Source organism: Neisseria sp. RH3002v2f (assembly GCF_014596375.1).
GTDB lineage: Bacteria > Pseudomonadota > Gammaproteobacteria > Burkholderiales > Neisseriaceae > Neisseria > Neisseria cinerea.
This window is the reverse complement of the sequence record NZ_MAYZ01000020.1, coordinates 43,982-58,631: the sequence shown is the minus strand read 5'-3', so window position 1 is coordinate 58,631 and position 14,650 is coordinate 43,982. Positions and strand designations below refer to the sequence as shown.

13 protein-coding genes are annotated in these 14,650 nt (G+C 51.1%); 5 read left to right on the top strand and 8 right to left on the bottom strand.

The annotated features are described in order from the left end of the window. Nucleotides 1–20: 20 nt before the first annotated feature. The 6 genes from porB to BBW69_RS04230 form a co-directional block, all read right to left on the bottom strand. Complete coding sequence (gene porB / locus BBW69_RS04255; protein WP_107961159.1) at nucleotides 21–1,142, bottom strand: trimeric porin PorB; 1,122 nt, start codon at nucleotides 1,140–1,142, stop codon at nucleotides 21–23. Between the two features lie 259 nt (nucleotides 1,143–1,401). Continuing rightward, complete coding sequence (tyrS, locus tag BBW69_RS04250; protein WP_107860165.1) at nucleotides 1,402–2,700, bottom strand: tyrosine--tRNA ligase; 1,299 nt, start codon at nucleotides 2,698–2,700, stop codon at nucleotides 1,402–1,404. Nucleotides 2,701–2,740: 40 nt separating this feature from the next. Next, nucleotides 2,741–3,559, bottom strand: a complete 819-nt coding sequence (locus BBW69_RS04245) for a hypothetical protein (RefSeq protein ID WP_188210517.1) — start codon at nucleotides 3,557–3,559, stop codon at nucleotides 2,741–2,743. A 69-nt stretch (nucleotides 3,560–3,628) separates the two neighbouring features. Continuing rightward, the gene (gene ychF, locus BBW69_RS04240; RefSeq protein ID WP_188210516.1) at nucleotides 3,629–4,720 is read right to left on the bottom strand and encodes a redox-regulated ATPase YchF; all 1,092 of its coding nucleotides are present in this window, start codon (nucleotides 4,718–4,720) and stop codon (nucleotides 3,629–3,631) included. Nucleotides 4,721–4,830: 110 nt separating this feature from the next. After that, nucleotides 4,831–5,625: a formate/nitrite transporter family protein gene (locus tag BBW69_RS04235; protein ID WP_188210515.1), complete on the bottom strand. Its 795-nt coding sequence runs from the start codon at nucleotides 5,623–5,625 to the stop codon at nucleotides 4,831–4,833. A 188-nt stretch (nucleotides 5,626–5,813) separates the two neighbouring features. Continuing rightward, nucleotides 5,814–7,490: a formate--tetrahydrofolate ligase gene (locus BBW69_RS04230; RefSeq protein WP_188210514.1), complete on the bottom strand. Its 1,677-nt coding sequence runs from the start codon at nucleotides 7,488–7,490 to the stop codon at nucleotides 5,814–5,816. Between the two features lie 178 nt (nucleotides 7,491–7,668). Between BBW69_RS04230 and BBW69_RS04225 the strand changes: the two genes are divergently transcribed. From BBW69_RS04225 to BBW69_RS04205, 5 genes are all read left to right on the top strand, one after another. Then, the gene (locus tag BBW69_RS04225; protein WP_003680126.1) at nucleotides 7,669–8,100 is read left to right on the top strand and encodes an EamA family transporter; all 432 of its coding nucleotides are present in this window, start codon (nucleotides 7,669–7,671) and stop codon (nucleotides 8,098–8,100) included. Nucleotides 8,101–8,286: 186 nt separating this feature from the next. Beyond that, on the top strand, nucleotides 8,287–9,231 hold the full coding sequence (locus tag BBW69_RS04220) for an ATP-binding protein (protein ID WP_188210513.1): 945 nt from the start codon (nucleotides 8,287–8,289) through the stop codon (nucleotides 9,229–9,231). Further along, nucleotides 9,228–9,608: a hypothetical protein gene (locus tag BBW69_RS04215; protein WP_107860160.1), complete on the top strand. Its 381-nt coding sequence runs from the start codon at nucleotides 9,228–9,230 to the stop codon at nucleotides 9,606–9,608. The genes BBW69_RS04220 and BBW69_RS04215 overlap by 4 nt, the downstream gene beginning before the upstream one ends. Before the next feature lie 25 nt (nucleotides 9,609–9,633). Next, nucleotides 9,634–10,059 (top strand): hypothetical protein, encoded by a 426-nt coding sequence (locus BBW69_RS04210; RefSeq protein ID WP_107860159.1) that lies wholly within the window; start codon nucleotides 9,634–9,636, stop codon nucleotides 10,057–10,059. Nucleotides 10,060–10,099: 40 nt separating this feature from the next. Further along, nucleotides 10,100–10,645 carry a hypothetical protein gene (locus tag BBW69_RS04205; protein ID WP_188210512.1) on the top strand — a complete coding sequence of 182 codons (546 nt, stop codon included), beginning with the start codon at nucleotides 10,100–10,102 and terminating at the stop codon, nucleotides 10,643–10,645. Nucleotides 10,646–10,703: 58 nt separating this feature from the next. On the opposite strand, the gene BBW69_RS04200 is transcribed toward BBW69_RS04205, so the two are convergent. After that, nucleotides 10,704–12,089 carry an L-serine ammonia-lyase gene (locus BBW69_RS04200; RefSeq protein ID WP_188210511.1) on the bottom strand — a complete coding sequence of 462 codons (1,386 nt, stop codon included), beginning with the start codon at nucleotides 12,087–12,089 and terminating at the stop codon, nucleotides 10,704–10,706. 96 nt (nucleotides 12,090–12,185) lie between these two features. Continuing rightward, on the bottom strand, nucleotides 12,186–14,576 hold the full coding sequence (gene gyrB / locus BBW69_RS04195; RefSeq protein WP_107997079.1) for a DNA topoisomerase (ATP-hydrolyzing) subunit B: 2,391 nt from the start codon (nucleotides 14,574–14,576) through the stop codon (nucleotides 12,186–12,188). Between the last annotated feature and the right edge of the window lie 74 nt (nucleotides 14,577–14,650).

Below are 14,650 nucleotides of genomic sequence, written 5' to 3'. Positions count from 1 at the left end.
TTCAAACCAATCTTTTCAGATTAGAATTTGTGGCGCAGACCGAACATACCGGCAGTGGTAACGGCTTTGCTTTCGCCTTTACCGGTTTGCAGCCAACCTGCAGAAACCAGAGCGGAAGTGCGTTTGGAGAAGTCGTAATCCGCACCGACGATCACTTGATCGTATCCGCTGTAGTTTTGTTTCTCACCTTCCACTTTGCCTTTGAAGCCGTGCGCATAAGAAACACGCGGTGTTACGTTACCCAAACGGTATGCAGCAGTAGCGGCAACCTCGGTTTGTGAAGCTTTTCCGCCATCGTAAGCGAAGCTAGTTTCGCTAGCAGCATCATATGCTTCATGAATTCTATAGCTTTGATGCTGACCGGTAACGGCAACATACAGGTTGTTGGCATTGTAACCTGCAGTCAGGCGGTGTACCTGATAATCTTTACCTGTTACATAATCGTCATCATTCATGTCGATCAGATTTTGAATATCGTTGGTAACGATTTTATTTTTGGCATATACGCCCGCATATTGGCCGAAGAAGCCTGCGTTTTCATAGTTTACACCGAAGTGGTAAGAATCAAGGCTGGGCTGTTCATGTTTGCCTTTATCTTGAGGATCGGCATTGTCGCGGGGAACGTATTGCACGCTGCCGCTGAAACCGGCAAATACGGGAGAATCGTAGCGTACGGAAACTTTGCGCTCTTCCATCTGACCGATCGTACCCAGTTGCAGAACGTCGGCATTTTCGCTGCCGGATTCCCATACATTGACGTTGTCGCCGCTGTCTTTCAGGACGGTATTCAATTTACCGGCGCGGATTTTACCGAAGCCGCCTTCCAAACCGATGAAGGATTCGCGAGTACCCCAACCTTTGTCAGTACCGGCAACAGAGGCATTTTGCTCAACCTGCCAAATGGCGTTCAGGTTGTTGCCCAGATGCTCGTGACCTTTGAAACCGATACGGGAACCGAAATCGGTAATCTCGGTAGCTACGCGGTCTTTGGTAGTAACGATGGGCTGATTTTCGCCGTCGGCATAGGTGTGTTTAGTACGGGAAACTTCTACACCCGCTTTAACTGTACCGTACAGGGTAACGTCAGCCATTGCTGCAACAGGCAGGGCTGCCAGTGTCAGTGCAATCAGTGATTTTTTCATTTGTGTGTCCTTCCGTTATGCGGCAAATTCTTCAGATTTGCCTAGTTATCGTTTTATCGGCAAAACAAATGCCGAAAACTTCACTTAAACTATACCTTCATTCCATCCCGTCAAACAAATTTGACATTACTTTTTCTGCCGATTGAACTAAAATTTGTTGCTTTTTAGAGACACAACAACAAACATCCGACACCCTCAAGCATGGTTAGACAATAAAAATGCCGCCTGACCATTCAGACGGCATTTTTCGGCATGCTTCTTATTTCCAAACCAAGAGCGCGTGGTTGCGTTTGCCGCGTCTTACAATAGTGTATTTGCCGAAACGTTTGTGGTCGTCGGTCAGCAGGCAGGCGTCATCGGGGCGTTCGGCGGCATGGTTCGGATTGTTGGCTTCGGCAGGTTTGCCGTTGAGCAATACCGCTTTGCTGTTCACAAAGCCGCGCGCTTCTTTGTTGGAGGATGCCAAACCGGTTTTAACTAAGACTTCGACGACATTGATGCCGTCTGAAACTTCAAATGCGGGCAGGCCGTCGAGGGCGAGCTGTTCGAAGTCGCTTTCGGTCAGGCTGCTTTGGTCTTCGGCAAACAGGCTTTCGGAAATGCGCTGTGCGGCTTGCAGGGCGGCTTCGCCGTGAATCAGGTGGGTCATTTCTTCGGCGAGGATGCGTTGCGCTTCTGGCTTGGTGCCGCTGGCTTGGTCTTTGGCTTCGATGGCGTCAATTTCTTCGATGGACAGGAAGGTAAAGTATTTCAGGAATTTATACACATCGGCATCGGCGACTTTCAGCCAGAATTGGTAGAACTGATACGGCGAGGTTTTCTTCGCGTTCAGCCATACTGCGCCGCCTTCGGTTTTGCCGAATTTGGTGCCGTCTGATTTGGTGACCAGCGGCAGGGTCAGGCCGAATACTTGTTTTTGGTGCAGACGGCGGGTCAAGTCGATACCGGCAGTGATGTTGCCCCATTGGTCGGAGCCGCCGATTTCCAAAACCGCACCGTAACGTTTGTTCAATTCGGCAAAGTCGTAGCCTTGCAGCAGGGAGTAGGCGAACTCGGTAAAGGAAATGCCCACATCGTCGCGCTCGATACGCTGTTTGACGGACTCTTTGTTCAACATGGCATTGACGGAGAAATGCTTGCCGATGTCGCGCAGGAAGTCGAGACAGTTCATGCTGCCGAACCAGTCGGCGTTGTTCGCCATAATGGCGGCATTTTCGCCTTCAAAGCTTAAGAAAGGGGTAAGTTGGTTGCGGATGCTTTCTACCCAGCCGGCAACGGTTTCAGCGGAATTCAGGCTTCGTTCCACCGCTTTGAAGCTGGGGTCGCCGATCATACCGGTCGCGCCGCCCACCAAAGCAATCGGCGTATGTCCCGCCTGTTGGAAACGGCGCAATGCCAATACAGGCAGCAAGTGGCCGATATGCAGGCTGTCGGCGGTCGGGTCGAAACCGCAATAGAGGGCGATTTTTTGTTCGTTTAGCAAAGCGTCTAAGGCTTCGATGTCGGTAGTTTGCGCGATAAGGCCGCGCGATTTCAAATCTTGAATAATGGAAGTCATGCTGTTTCCTAAAATATTTCAAACGGCATCCGCCGTGCAATCAAAACTCTTTATCTTTCAACGGGTAGCCTTTAGGCATGGAATAACGGCCTGAGGCGGCATTGTAGCTTGAGACAAACGCGTCACCATTGTAGGTTTTAAAACCGTCAAAACCGGATACGGTCAGCCGAATGGGATAAAAACCTGCATTCGATTTGCCGCTTTCCAATACCTTAATCGTAGAAGACAGGCTGTACCGCGCCTTTTGGCACTCCCTACGCTCTTCAGCAGTATTTTCCCTGTCTTCATACCGGTTTTCGGAACAATCGCCCAACGCGCCTTCGTTATCTGCTTCGGCAAACAGGGTGCTGTCTGTAATTTTTCCCGCACCGTTATGGACAAACAGCCGATATGCCGCCCCCGAATAGCCATGATGCACATCGCTGTATTTGGTCATAAAACCCCAACGATCTTTACCGAACTTGTGAAACGACCAGTCTTTTGCCTCTGGTGCAATGCCGAACGAACCTGCCCAAGAATGCGGCTGCGAAGCAAGGAGTTTCCAACCTCCGTCCGCCTCTTTCAATACAAAAATGCCGGCCATGCCGTTTTGGACGTGTGCGCCGCTTTCGTTACCGTTTTTAAAATCGAACACATTGCCGGCAAACAGTAAATACATCAACCTACCCTGCGCAGTTTGCCGCGTTTCGCTTTTGATTTGGCGAACGCAGTATTCGCCACTGTCTTTTATGTTTACCCGATAACATTGGTATTTTTGCGAATACTTGGGATAAGACTCCTGCACAATCTGCTGCGGTGTCTTCGCCTGCGCGGCGGCTGCGGCAAAACCCAGTGCGAGAAATAAGACGGTTGTTTTCATGGATATTCCCGTAAGATAAACAAGGATAGTTCAGACGGCTCATCTGACGAGGCCGCCTGAAATACAGGGTCAGACGTTAAACAGGAAGTGCATCACATCGCCGTCTTGCACGACGTATTCTTTGCCTTCTACACGCATTTTGCCTGCTTCTTTGGCTTTGGCTTCACCGCCTAAAGCAATGAAGTCTTCGTAGGAGATAACTTGGGCGCGAATGAAGCCGCGTTCAAAGTCGGTGTGAATTACGCCGGCGGCTTGTGGCGCAGTGTCGCCTTTGTGGATGGTCCAGGCGCGGACTTCTTTGACACCGGCGGTGAAGTAGGTTTGCAGGCCCAAGAGGTCGTAGCCCGCGCGGATCAGGCGGTTCAGGCCCGGTTCTTCCAAGCCCATTTCAGCGAGGAATTCGGCTTTTTCGTCGTCTTCCAATTCGGCGATTTCGCTTTCCATTGCGGCGCAAACGGCCACAACCGGCGCGTTTTCTTTTGCAGCCAATTCTTTCAGGCGGTCAAGGTGCGGGTTGTTTTCAAAACCGTCTTCGGAAACGTTGCCGACGTACATGGCAGGTTTGGCAGTCAGCAGGAACAGCGGTTTGAGCATGGAGAGTTCTTCCGCGTCCAAACCGAAGGAGCGTACAGGCTTGCCTTCGTCCAGATGCGGCAGCAGTTTTTTGCATAGATCGACCAGTTTTTGCGCGTCTTTATCGCCTGAGCGTGCGCGTTTCTCTTCGCGGACGATGGCTTTTTCGACGCTGGCCAAGTCTGCCAGTGCCAACTCGGTGCCGATGGTTTCGATGTCGGCAATCGGATCGACTTTGCCTGCAACGTGAACGATGTTGTCGTCGTCAAAGCAGCGTACGACGTTAACAATCGCGTCAGTCTCGCGGATGTTGGCGAGGAACTGGTTGCCCAAGCCTTCACCTTTGCTCGCGCCTGCAACCAAACCGGCGATATCGACAAATTCGACGATGGCGGGCTGCATTTTTTGCGGATTAACGATTTTTGCCAATTCGGCCATACGCGGATCGGGGACTTCAACGATACCGACGTTGGGTTCGATGGTACAGAAAGGATAGTTTGCCGCTTCGATACCCGATTGGGTCAGCGCGTTAAAGAGGGTGGATTTGCCGACGTTGGGCAAACCGACGATGCCGCATTTCAAGCTCATGGTTTTTCCTGAAAATAGAGAAATTTAACGGAGAATTATAACATATTGCCTCCCGTATCCTGAAAAAATGCCGTCTGAAACAGCGTTCAGACGGCATTTCGGGTTTGGCCTCAAATCATATAATCGTCTTTAATCAGATGCTTGAAGGCGTAAAGATAAGATGCTGCCACAAATGACGAACCGCCGACGACATTACCCAAAAATACCGGAACCATATTGCTGAAAAACTGCCCCCAGGTAATATCGGCCCCTGCAAAAATACCGGCCGGAATGATAAACATATTGGCGACAAAATGCTGTACGCCGATTAAGACAAAAATCATTACGGGAAACCACATCGCCAAAATCCTACCAGAAGTGTGTTTCGCGCCAAAATAAAACCAGATGCCCATGCAAACCATCCAGTTGCAGGCAATCGCCGACACAAAGGCGCGTCCGAAATCCATATTGACTTTCGATTCGGCAATCGCCATTGTTTTGGCTGCAGCCGCGCCCTCAGCCAAACCGACATAATGTCCCAAGAAATACGCCATAAACAGCGCGCCGACCAGATTGCCGATACTGACCAAAACCCAATTGCGTGCCAATTTTTTCATGCTGACCAATTTGGTCATGCGTCCGACCGTCATCAGCATCATATTACCCGTTGCCAATTCGCCGCCGCCTATCAAGATACAAATCAAACAAATGGGGAAAACGCAGGCACCCAAAAGCGACGCCAGCCCGCCCCACTCCGCAGGGATGCCGCTGACGACTTTTAAAAACGCCAGATAACCGAAACCGACATAACCGCCGCCGAGGAAGCTCAAAATCAACAGCATCTTAACGCTGAAATTGGATTTGGCCCGGCTTTTATTGATGGCATCTTGCAAAATTTCGTGGGGATATAAATCGCGCGTATCCATTTAAACTCCTGACTGTTTGGTTGCCTATAAATTTACCCACTCTAACAAAGTGTCATCAGGACAGAAAATAATACTTTCTTGTATCTAAAGCTGTTTTGGTTATATAAATAAAAATGCCGTCTGAAAAGTCGGTCGGGCTGACACTCCCTCCGACCACTTTCAGACGGTATCCGGTTTCAGAAAACCGTTCAGAACAAGCCGTGAATCACGCCGTCTGCGTCCACGTCGATTTTCTCGGCAGCCGGAACTTTCGGCAGACCTGGCATTTTCATCATGTTGCCGCACAGGGCGACGATGAAGCCTGCGCCGGCGGAAACGGTGATGCCGCGCACGGTGATGCGGAAGCCTTCGGGGCAGCCCAAGAGTTTGGCGTTGTCGCTCAAAGAATATTGGGTTTTCGCCATGCAGACCGGCATTTTGTCCAAGCCCAGTTTTTCCAGTGAAGCGATTTCGGCAGACGCTTCCGCGCTGAAATCGACATCTTCCGCGCCGTACACTTTTTGGGCAATCGCACGGATTTTGTCTTTGATGCTCAACTCAACATCGTAGGCAAAATTGAAGTTATTCGGTTGGTTTTCGATGGCGTTGACGACTTTGTGCGCCAAATCTGCACCACCCGCGCCGCCTTTGCCCCACACTTCGGTCAAGGAAACTTCGACGCCGTGTTCCGCACAAGCTTTTTCAATCATGGTCAACTCAGCATCGGAGTCGGACACGAAGCGGTTGATGGCAACCACCACAGGCAGGCCGAATACGTTTTTCAGGTTGGAAATGTGTTTCAGCAGATTAGGCAAACCTTTTGCCAACGCTTCGAGGTTTTCTTCGCCGAGGTTGGCACGCTCCACGCCGCCGTTGTATTTCAAAGCGCGGACAGTCGCCACGACAACAGCCGCATCAGGTTTCAAGTCAGCCAGACGGCATTTGATGTCGCAGAATTTTTCCGCGCCCAAATCCGCGCCGAAGCCTGCTTCGGTTACCGCATAATCGGCAAGGTGTTTCGCCAAACGGGTAGCCGTTACAGAGTTACAGCCGTGGGCGATGTTGGCGAACGGGCCGCCGTGCACAAAGGCCGGAGTGCCTTCGATGGTTTGCACCAAGTTAGGCTTAATCGCATCTTTGAGCAATGCCGCCATCGCGCCATTCGCTTTCAAATCTTTGGCGTAAACAGGACTGCCGTCTTTGGCATAGGCGACAAGGATGTTGCCCAAACGCTCTTTCAAATCGCTGATGTCTTTGGCAAGGCAGAATACCGCCATCACTTCGGAGGCAACGGTAATATCAAAACCGTCAGGACGCATCACGCCGTCAACAGGTTTACCCATGCCGTCGATGATATTGCGCAACTGACGGTCGTTCATATCGACCACGCGACGCCACAGGACGCGTTTGGGGTCGATGTTCAACTCGTTGCCTTGATAGATATGGTTGTCGAGCATGGCGGCAAGCAAGTTATTTGCCGCACCGATAGCGTGAAAGTCGCCGGTGAAGTGCAGGTTGATGTCTTCCATCGGCAAAACTTGGGCATAGCCGCCGCCTGCCGCGCCGCCTTTCACGCCGAACACCGGACCCAAAGAAGGCTCGCGCAAAGCAATCACAGAGTCTTTGCCGATATGGCGCAATGCGTCCGCCAAACCGATGGTTACGGTGGTTTTGCCTTCGCCCGCTGGAGTCGGGTTAATGGCGGTCACCAAAATCAGACGGCCTTGTTTTTGCGGCAGTTTAAACGCTTCGGCAGGATTGATTTTGGCTTTGTAATGACCATAGGGCTCGATGTTGTCAACGTTCAAACCCAGCTTGGCGGCAATTTCACCAATCGGGCGCATGGTGGAGGATTGGGCGATTTCGGCATCGGTTTTGAAGCTCATGATTTTCCTTTATTGAGAGAGGGAAAGGCCGTCTGAAACAATACACTAAAGACGGCTGGAAGAAAAAGAATATTCGTTCTATTATAACGTTTTCCAAAGACAAACCGCAGTGAAAATTTTGATATTTCATCAACAAGCGGATTCATATTGTCAACAATTTGAAACAAGGGAATAAAACATGAGCAGCAACGCATGGCTGTTTTGGGCATTGGCATCGGCAGGCTTCGCCTCATTGACCGCCATCTTCGCCAAAATGGGTTTACAGGGTATAGATTCGGATTTCGCCACCTTTATCCGCACCTTGGTCATCCTCGCCGCTTTGGTACTGTTTTTAACCTACACCGGCAAATGGCAGGGCGTGAACGGCTTTACGGGGCGCAACTGGACATTCCTCATCCTATCCGGCCTTGCTACCGGCGCATCTTGGCTCGCCTATTTTAAAGCCCTGCAACTGGGTAACGCCTCGCAAGTCGCCCCCGTCGACAAATTCAGCCTGGTCTTGGTCGCCCTGATGGCCGTCGTTTTCTTAGACGAACGCCCAAGCACGCAGGAGTGGATAGGCTTAGGTTTGGTAACCGCAGGTGTGTTGACTCTGGCTCTGAAACGGTAAACCCACAAGAAATAAATGAAATGCCGTCTGAAAAACTGTTTTCAGACGGCATTTTTCCGTTTGTTTTGCCTTTTAAAAAATAGTCAATTTCTTTTATATACATACACTTCCATTAAAAACAAAATAACCCATTGAAAAAAAAAAAAAATAGAATGGCTGCCGTCCCATTTTCAACAGGTTTTCACGATGCCTATCGTTCCCAATACATCGAAATCAGAAGGTACGCCGCCCAAAAAAAGTACTATTACTTTTGATTTGAGTCGCCCGGTTTACAGTCTTTCCGACCTGATACTACCCACCCATACGCTCAACGAGCTAAACCGCGCCATCAGCCTGCGCGAACACCAGACTGCCGTATTTGAACAATGGGGTTTCAAACACACCCACAAATACGACAATAAGATGATTATCAACCTCTACGGCGAACCTGGCACAGGTAAAACCATGGCGGCACACGCCATTGCCAACCGTCTCAACCGCCCGCTGGTTTTGGTCAATTATGGTGACATCGAGTCAAAATATGTCGGTGAAACACCGAAAAACATCCAAGCCGCGTTTGAGTTTGCCAAAGCCAACAACGCCATTTTGTTTTTCGACGAAGCAGATGCCATTTTGAGCCGCCGCGTCACCAATATGACCAGTGCGACCGACACCAGCGTCAATCAAACCCGTTCCGTCATGCTGACCCTGATGAACGACTACAACGATACCATCCTCTTTGCGACCAACTTCATCAGCAACTACGACCCTGCCTTTATGCGCCGCATCCTGATGCACATCGAATTCGGTTTACCCGATGAGGAGACACGTTTGCGACTGTTTGAAAAATATATTCCTGGACAGCTCCCACATTCCATCAATCTGCCTGAAGCCGCCAAACAATCCGATACATTAAGCGGTTCGGACATTGCCAACAGCATCCTGCTTGCCGCCTTTGCCGCCAAAAACGAAGGCGCACATGAAGTGACCCATCACAATCTGATGGAAAAAATCGAAAATATCCGCAAAGGTAAGGAAGCCAATACCGGCAAGAAATTCGACGTTTCCTCAGGAAGAATCCTCAAAACCGAAACCCATGAGGTTTCCGAAAACTTTGTCAAACAGAAACTCAACAAGGAAGAACTATCATGATTCCACTTATTTGGATTGGTGCCGCTTTATTCGCCGGCGCAGTCGTCGTCGGTGTTTTTTGGAATGAAATAAAAGATTTCGTCAACAAATCGATTAGGAAGATTCGGGAAATTGTCATCCCATCCGCCATCGCCGGTTTCAAAACCTTCCTACAAACCGGCAGCGTTGCCCGTGCTTTGTATGCTGCAAAAAATGTTGCCATACAGAAATTCTATTCGCGCAAGGAAACCGGGCAATGGCAGGAAACCGTTATTACCCGTGAGATTTCAGAAAAAGACATACCCGCAGATATTCTTGCCAAAATAAACCGTTCCAGCGGCAGAGAGGTGGACATCACCGATGAAGTTGCCGAAGAGCTGCATTTGGAAAACATCTAATTTACCTGAAATCGAGGAAACCGATATGCAAAACCCAAACAGACAAAACTCCCAACATACCGATTTATTGGGCGATCTCAAAGAATTAGGACGCAAAGTCGCCGGTCAGTTCCTAGAATCTTTAGAAAATGAATATGCGCCGCAACGCCTGTCTTTAGCCGACTTTCTCGCTACACATTCCACAACTTTGGACAACACTATTTTAAAAACCGAGAAAACCGAAAACCTGAATTATCAGGCAGGCAATGCATTCCTGCGCGTGGTCGGCAACCGCCAAATGCAGCTTCAGGCAGACCTGTATTACAAAGACACCCAAGGTTCATGGGTACGCAAACAAACGCAAAGCCCTGTGATGGACATGGAAATCTATCTGAACGACGAGGCTGTCGGCGAATTGGAAGCACAAACCGAGATGAAGTTTGCCGTCGAAAAGCCTGTAGCACAGAAATAATGGACTGCTGACGTTTGAACAGCATAAAAAGGATTGAAAATTGGAACTGATATTTGGTTTCTTTCTACTTTGCCTGATTATCGGCATACTGAAAAAGATATGGCCTTTTCTTGTTCTCGGGCTTATCTGCATCGTACTGTTCTCAATATTGGATTACCTATTTGTCGATGTGATGAGGCTGTCTTGGGGCTGGATTGTCGGAATCTTTGGCGTTCTGATGTTTCTCGGCTGGGCTTTCTCACCCAATGCTTCAACAGACCGCGAACAAAAACCGAAAACACAGGAAGAACGCCCTGCACTGGAAGAACGCCTTGCCGCCATTCCGGAATATACGAAACGGTATTTCAGGAAAAACAAAGTGGGTTCATTCGACGATGTGGCAAATTTCCTATATGAAAGCGGCTGTGTGTATGAAGACGATCCCGAATCGGCACTGAAAGAAGCTGTCTCGATTATGACTCGCTCAATCAAACAGCTTCAGTCCAACGGATACATTTCTGTCCTGAGTAAGGGTTCTGATGACGATGTCTCTTGGCTGTCTCATTTTCCGGATGCGCAAATCGACCGGCAAGTTATCAGGATTTGAAAAACAAAATGCCGTCTGAAAAACTGTTTTCAGACGGCATTTCCGTTTCTGTCTATCCTCAGCACTCAACCACGCGCACGGATACGGGGATAGCTTTTTTCTGGAGTGTAGCGGCGAGTCCGGCGAGCGAGGTTTCTTTATAGGTTGCCTTCATATCCCGACCGGTCTGCAACATGGTTTGGATGACTTCGTCGAGCGAGACTTTCTTGTCCGTGCCGTCTTCCAATAATGCCAGGGTAGCAAGCTTAAGAGCTTTTTCGGCGGCTATGCCGTTGCGTTCGATGCAGGGGATTTGCACCAGTCCGCCGACGGGGTCGCAAGTCAGACCCAGATGGTGTTCCATCGCCATTTCGGCGGCGTTTTCCACTTGTTTGGGCGTACCGCCGATAACTTCGGCGTATGCGCCCGCCGCCATCGAGCACGCTACGCCGACTTCTCCCTGACAACCGACATCCGCACCGGAAATGGAGGCGTTGGTTTTATACAGGATGCCGATGGCACCTGCGGTGAGCAGGAAATTCTCGACACGCTCCTGAGTGGCGTGTGGATTAAACTTGCGGAAATAGTGCAATACTGCGGGAATGATGCCTGCCGCGCCGTTGGTCGGCGCGGTAACGACGCGTCCGCCGGCGGCGTTTTCTTCGTTGACCGCCATGGCGTACACCATCGGCCAAAGCTGGGTGTTGACGATTTCGGTTTCGCGCAGGACTTTAAGCTTGGCGGCAAGCTGCGGGGCGCGGCGGCGGACGTTCAATCCTCCGGGCAGTTCGCCGTCTGCCGCCAAACCGCGCTTGATGCAGCCTTCCATAACCTCGGCAACACCGGCAACACGGCGGCGGATTTCGGCTTCGCTGCATCCGGCAAGCGCAGCCTCGTTTGCCAACACGGCTTCGGAAATATCCAGCTGGTTCAGACGGCATTGGGCAAGCAGCTCGGCACAACTGTTGTAAGGATAAGGAACGGTTTTTTCCGTTTCCGCCTGCCGGTCGAAATCTTCTTCTGTAACGACAAACCCGCCGCCGACCGAATAATAAACCTGCTCCTTCAAGACTGCCCCGTCTGAAGCATAGGCGGTGAAACGCAGGCCGTTCGGATGTTTTGGCAGCACTTGGTCGCCGCGTATATGCAAATCGCGCCGGGGGTCGAACACAATTTCATTTCCGTTAAGCAGCAGGATATGCCGGGAGCGGATACGCTCGAGGCGGTCGGGAATGTCGGCAAGCGGAATATCGTGCGGCAGACTGCCTTCCAAACCGAGCATCAGCGCGTCAAACGTACCGTGCCCTCGCCCTGTCAGTGCAAGCGAGCCGTAAATGTCGATAGCAATGCGGGCGGTTTGCACATCCAAACCTGCGGCGAAGGCGGCGGCGGCCTTCATCGGGCCGACGGTATGCGAGCTGGAAGGACCTATACCGATTTTAAAAATATCAAAAATACTGATCATATTTTACTCCGACGGTTTTTTCAGACGGCATGGGTTCCGTTTGACAAACCAAAAAGGAGACGCGGCATGATGCCCGTCTCCTTTTGTAATTTTTACTTATGCGTCGATATTTTGGGCAATCAGCGCATTGTTCTCGATAAAGGCACGGCGCGGCTCGACCTCGTCGCCCATCAGGGTAACGAACACTTCGTCGGCGGCAATGGCATCTTCAATGCGTACCTTCAGAAGGCGACGCACGGACGGATCCATCGTCGTTTCCCACAGCTGTTCGGGGTTCATCTCGCCCAAACCTTTATACCGCTGGATGCTCATACCCTTTTGCACGTTTTGCAACAGGATATCCAATGCTTCTTCAAAGCTGCCGACAGGATATTCGGTTTCGCCCTTAAATAAGGTCGAACCGGCTGCAACCAAACCTTTCAGCACGGCGGCAGTCTGAACAATGGTCTGATAGGCTTTGCTATTAAGAAATTTGGATTCGAGGTAGCTGGTCATCACATTGCCGTGCAGCTTGCGCGTGATCTTGATGAAGCGGTTGCCTTCGTGTCCTTCCACGCGTTCCAACACCACTTCTTTTTCGTCCAACAAGGCGGAAAGATTGGCAATGGCGCGGTCTGTGCTATCTGCCGAAGATAAATCGACGGGTTCGGCATACAGCATCGCCTTGAGCACCAAATCATCGATGATGCGGCTTTCCTGTCCGATAACGGTTTTTGCCAGCAGGAACTGCTTGGCGGCGCTTTCCAAATCTTTCCCCTCCAGCACTTTGCCGTCTGAAACGATTTTGGCTTTTTCCAAGGCGAGTCCGAGCAGCCATTGGTCTTTTTCCAACTCATCCTTGAGGTAACGTTCCTGTTTGCCGTATTTCGCTTTATACAAAGGCGGCTGGGCGATATAGATGTAGCCGCGCTCGACCAGTTCCGGCATTTGGCGGTAGAAGAAGGTCAGGAGCAGGGTACGGATATGCGCGCCGTCCACATCGGCATCGGTCATGATAATGATGCGGTGGTAACGCAGCTTCTCGGCATTGAATTCTTCCTTGCCGATACCTGCGCCCAACGCAGTAATCAAAGCGGCTACTTCCTGACTGGCGAGCATTTTTTCAAAGCGCGCCTTTTCAACGTTCAAAATCTTGCCCTTAAGCGGCAAAATCGCTTGGAATTTGCGGTCGCGGCCTTGCATGGCGGAACCGCCTGCAGAATCGCCCTCGACCAGATAAAGTTCTGACAAGGCAGGATCTTTTTCTTGGCAGTCGGCAAGTTTGCCGGGCAGCCCCAAGCCGTCCATCACGCCTTTGCGGCGGGTGATTTCACGGGCTTTGCGGGCGGCTTCGCGCGCGCGGGCGGCATCGACGATTTTGCTGGTGATGATTTTGGCTTCGGTCGGGTTTTCTTCGAGGAAGTCGGTCAGGGCTTGGTTGATGACTTCGTTGACGACGGGGCCGATTTCGCTGGAAACCAGTTTGTCTTTGGTTTGCGATGAGAATTTGGGGTCGGGCAGTTTGACGGACAACACGCAGGTCAAACCTTCACGCATATCGTCGCCGGCGGTTTCCACTTTGGCTTTTTTGGCGACTTCGTTGGCTTCGATGTAGCTGTTGATGGTGCGCGTCATCACTTGGCGCAATGCAGTCAGGTGCGTACCGCCGTCGCGCTGAGGGATGTTGTTGGTAAAGCACTGCACGCTTTCTTGGTAGCTGTCGTTCCACTGCATCGCGCATTCGACGCTCATGCCGTCTTTCTCGCCGAACGCGTAGAAGATTTTTTCGTGCAACGGCGTTTTTTTGCGGTTCATGTATTGCACGAAACCCGCCACTCCGCCGGAAAGGGCGAAGCTTTCGTGTTTGCCGTCGCGCTCGTCGGTCAATTCGATGTCCACGCCGTTGTTCAGGAAGGAAAGTTCGCGGATGCGTTTGGCAAGGATATCGAAGCTGTATTCGACGTTGCCGAAGGTTTCCGTACTGGCGAGGAAGCGCACGGTCGTGCCTTTTTTATCGGAATCACCGACAACTTTCAACGGCTCTTCGGTTTCGCCGCGCACGAAGCGGACGAAGTGTTCTTTGCCGTCGCGGTAAATAGTCAGCGTGACCCAGTCGGACAACGCGTTGACGACGGACACGCCTACGCCGTGCAGGCCGCCGGAGATTTTGTAGCTGTTGTTGTCGAATTTACCACCTGCGTGCAAGACAGTCATGATGACTTCGGCGGCGGAGCGTCCTTCTTTCGGGTGGATGCCGGTGGGCATACCGCGCCCGTTGTCGGCCACGCTGACGGAATTGTCGGCATGGATGGTTACGGTGATTTTATCGCAATGTCCCGCCAGTGCTTCGTCGATGGCGTTGTCCAATACTTCGAACACCATGTGGTGCAGGCCGCTGCCGTCCTGCGTGTCGCCAATGTACATGCCGGGGCGTTTGCGTACTGCTTCCAAGCCTTCGAGCACCTGAATGCTGTCGGCACCGTATTCTTCGTGTTTTTGTTCAGTCATGGTTTTTCTTGCCGGATTTTGAAAAGATTGCCAAATGCCGCCGTAAAAATCTGCGCCCTGGAGAAAGGCGGATT

Bases quoted from the DNA above. Each gene is read 5' to 3' on its own strand.
- BBW69_RS04215 (WP_107860160.1), top strand. From the start codon at position 9,228: ATGATTCCACTTATTTGGATTGGTGCCGCTTTATTCGCCGGCGCAGTC.
- BBW69_RS04235 (WP_188210515.1), bottom strand. From the start codon at position 5,625: ATGGATACGCGCGATTTATATCCCCACGAAATTTTGCAAGATGCCATC.
- BBW69_RS04210 (WP_107860159.1), top strand. From the start codon at position 9,634: ATGCAAAACCCAAACAGACAAAACTCCCAACATACCGATTTATTGGGC.
- ychF (WP_188210516.1), bottom strand. From the start codon at position 4,720: ATGAGCTTGAAATGCGGCATCGTCGGTTTGCCCAACGTCGGCAAATCC.
- BBW69_RS04245 (WP_188210517.1), bottom strand. From the start codon at position 3,559: ATGAAAACAACCGTCTTATTTCTCGCACTGGGTTTTGCCGCAGCCGCC.
- BBW69_RS04225 (WP_003680126.1), top strand. From the start codon at position 7,669: ATGAGCAGCAACGCATGGCTGTTTTGGGCATTGGCATCGGCAGGCTTC.
- BBW69_RS04220 (WP_188210513.1), top strand. From the start codon at position 8,287: ATGCCTATCGTTCCCAATACATCGAAATCAGAAGGTACGCCGCCCAAA.
- tyrS (WP_107860165.1), bottom strand. From the start codon at position 2,700: ATGACTTCCATTATTCAAGATTTGAAATCGCGCGGCCTTATCGCGCAA.
- BBW69_RS04200 (WP_188210511.1), bottom strand. From the start codon at position 12,089: ATGATCAGTATTTTTGATATTTTTAAAATCGGTATAGGTCCTTCCAGC.
- BBW69_RS04230 (WP_188210514.1), bottom strand. From the start codon at position 7,490: ATGAGCTTCAAAACCGATGCCGAAATCGCCCAATCCTCCACCATGCGC.
- porB (WP_107961159.1), bottom strand. From the start codon at position 1,142: ATGAAAAAATCACTGATTGCACTGACACTGGCAGCCCTGCCTGTTGCA.
- gyrB (WP_107997079.1), bottom strand. From the start codon at position 14,576: ATGACTGAACAAAAACACGAAGAATACGGTGCCGACAGCATTCAGGTG.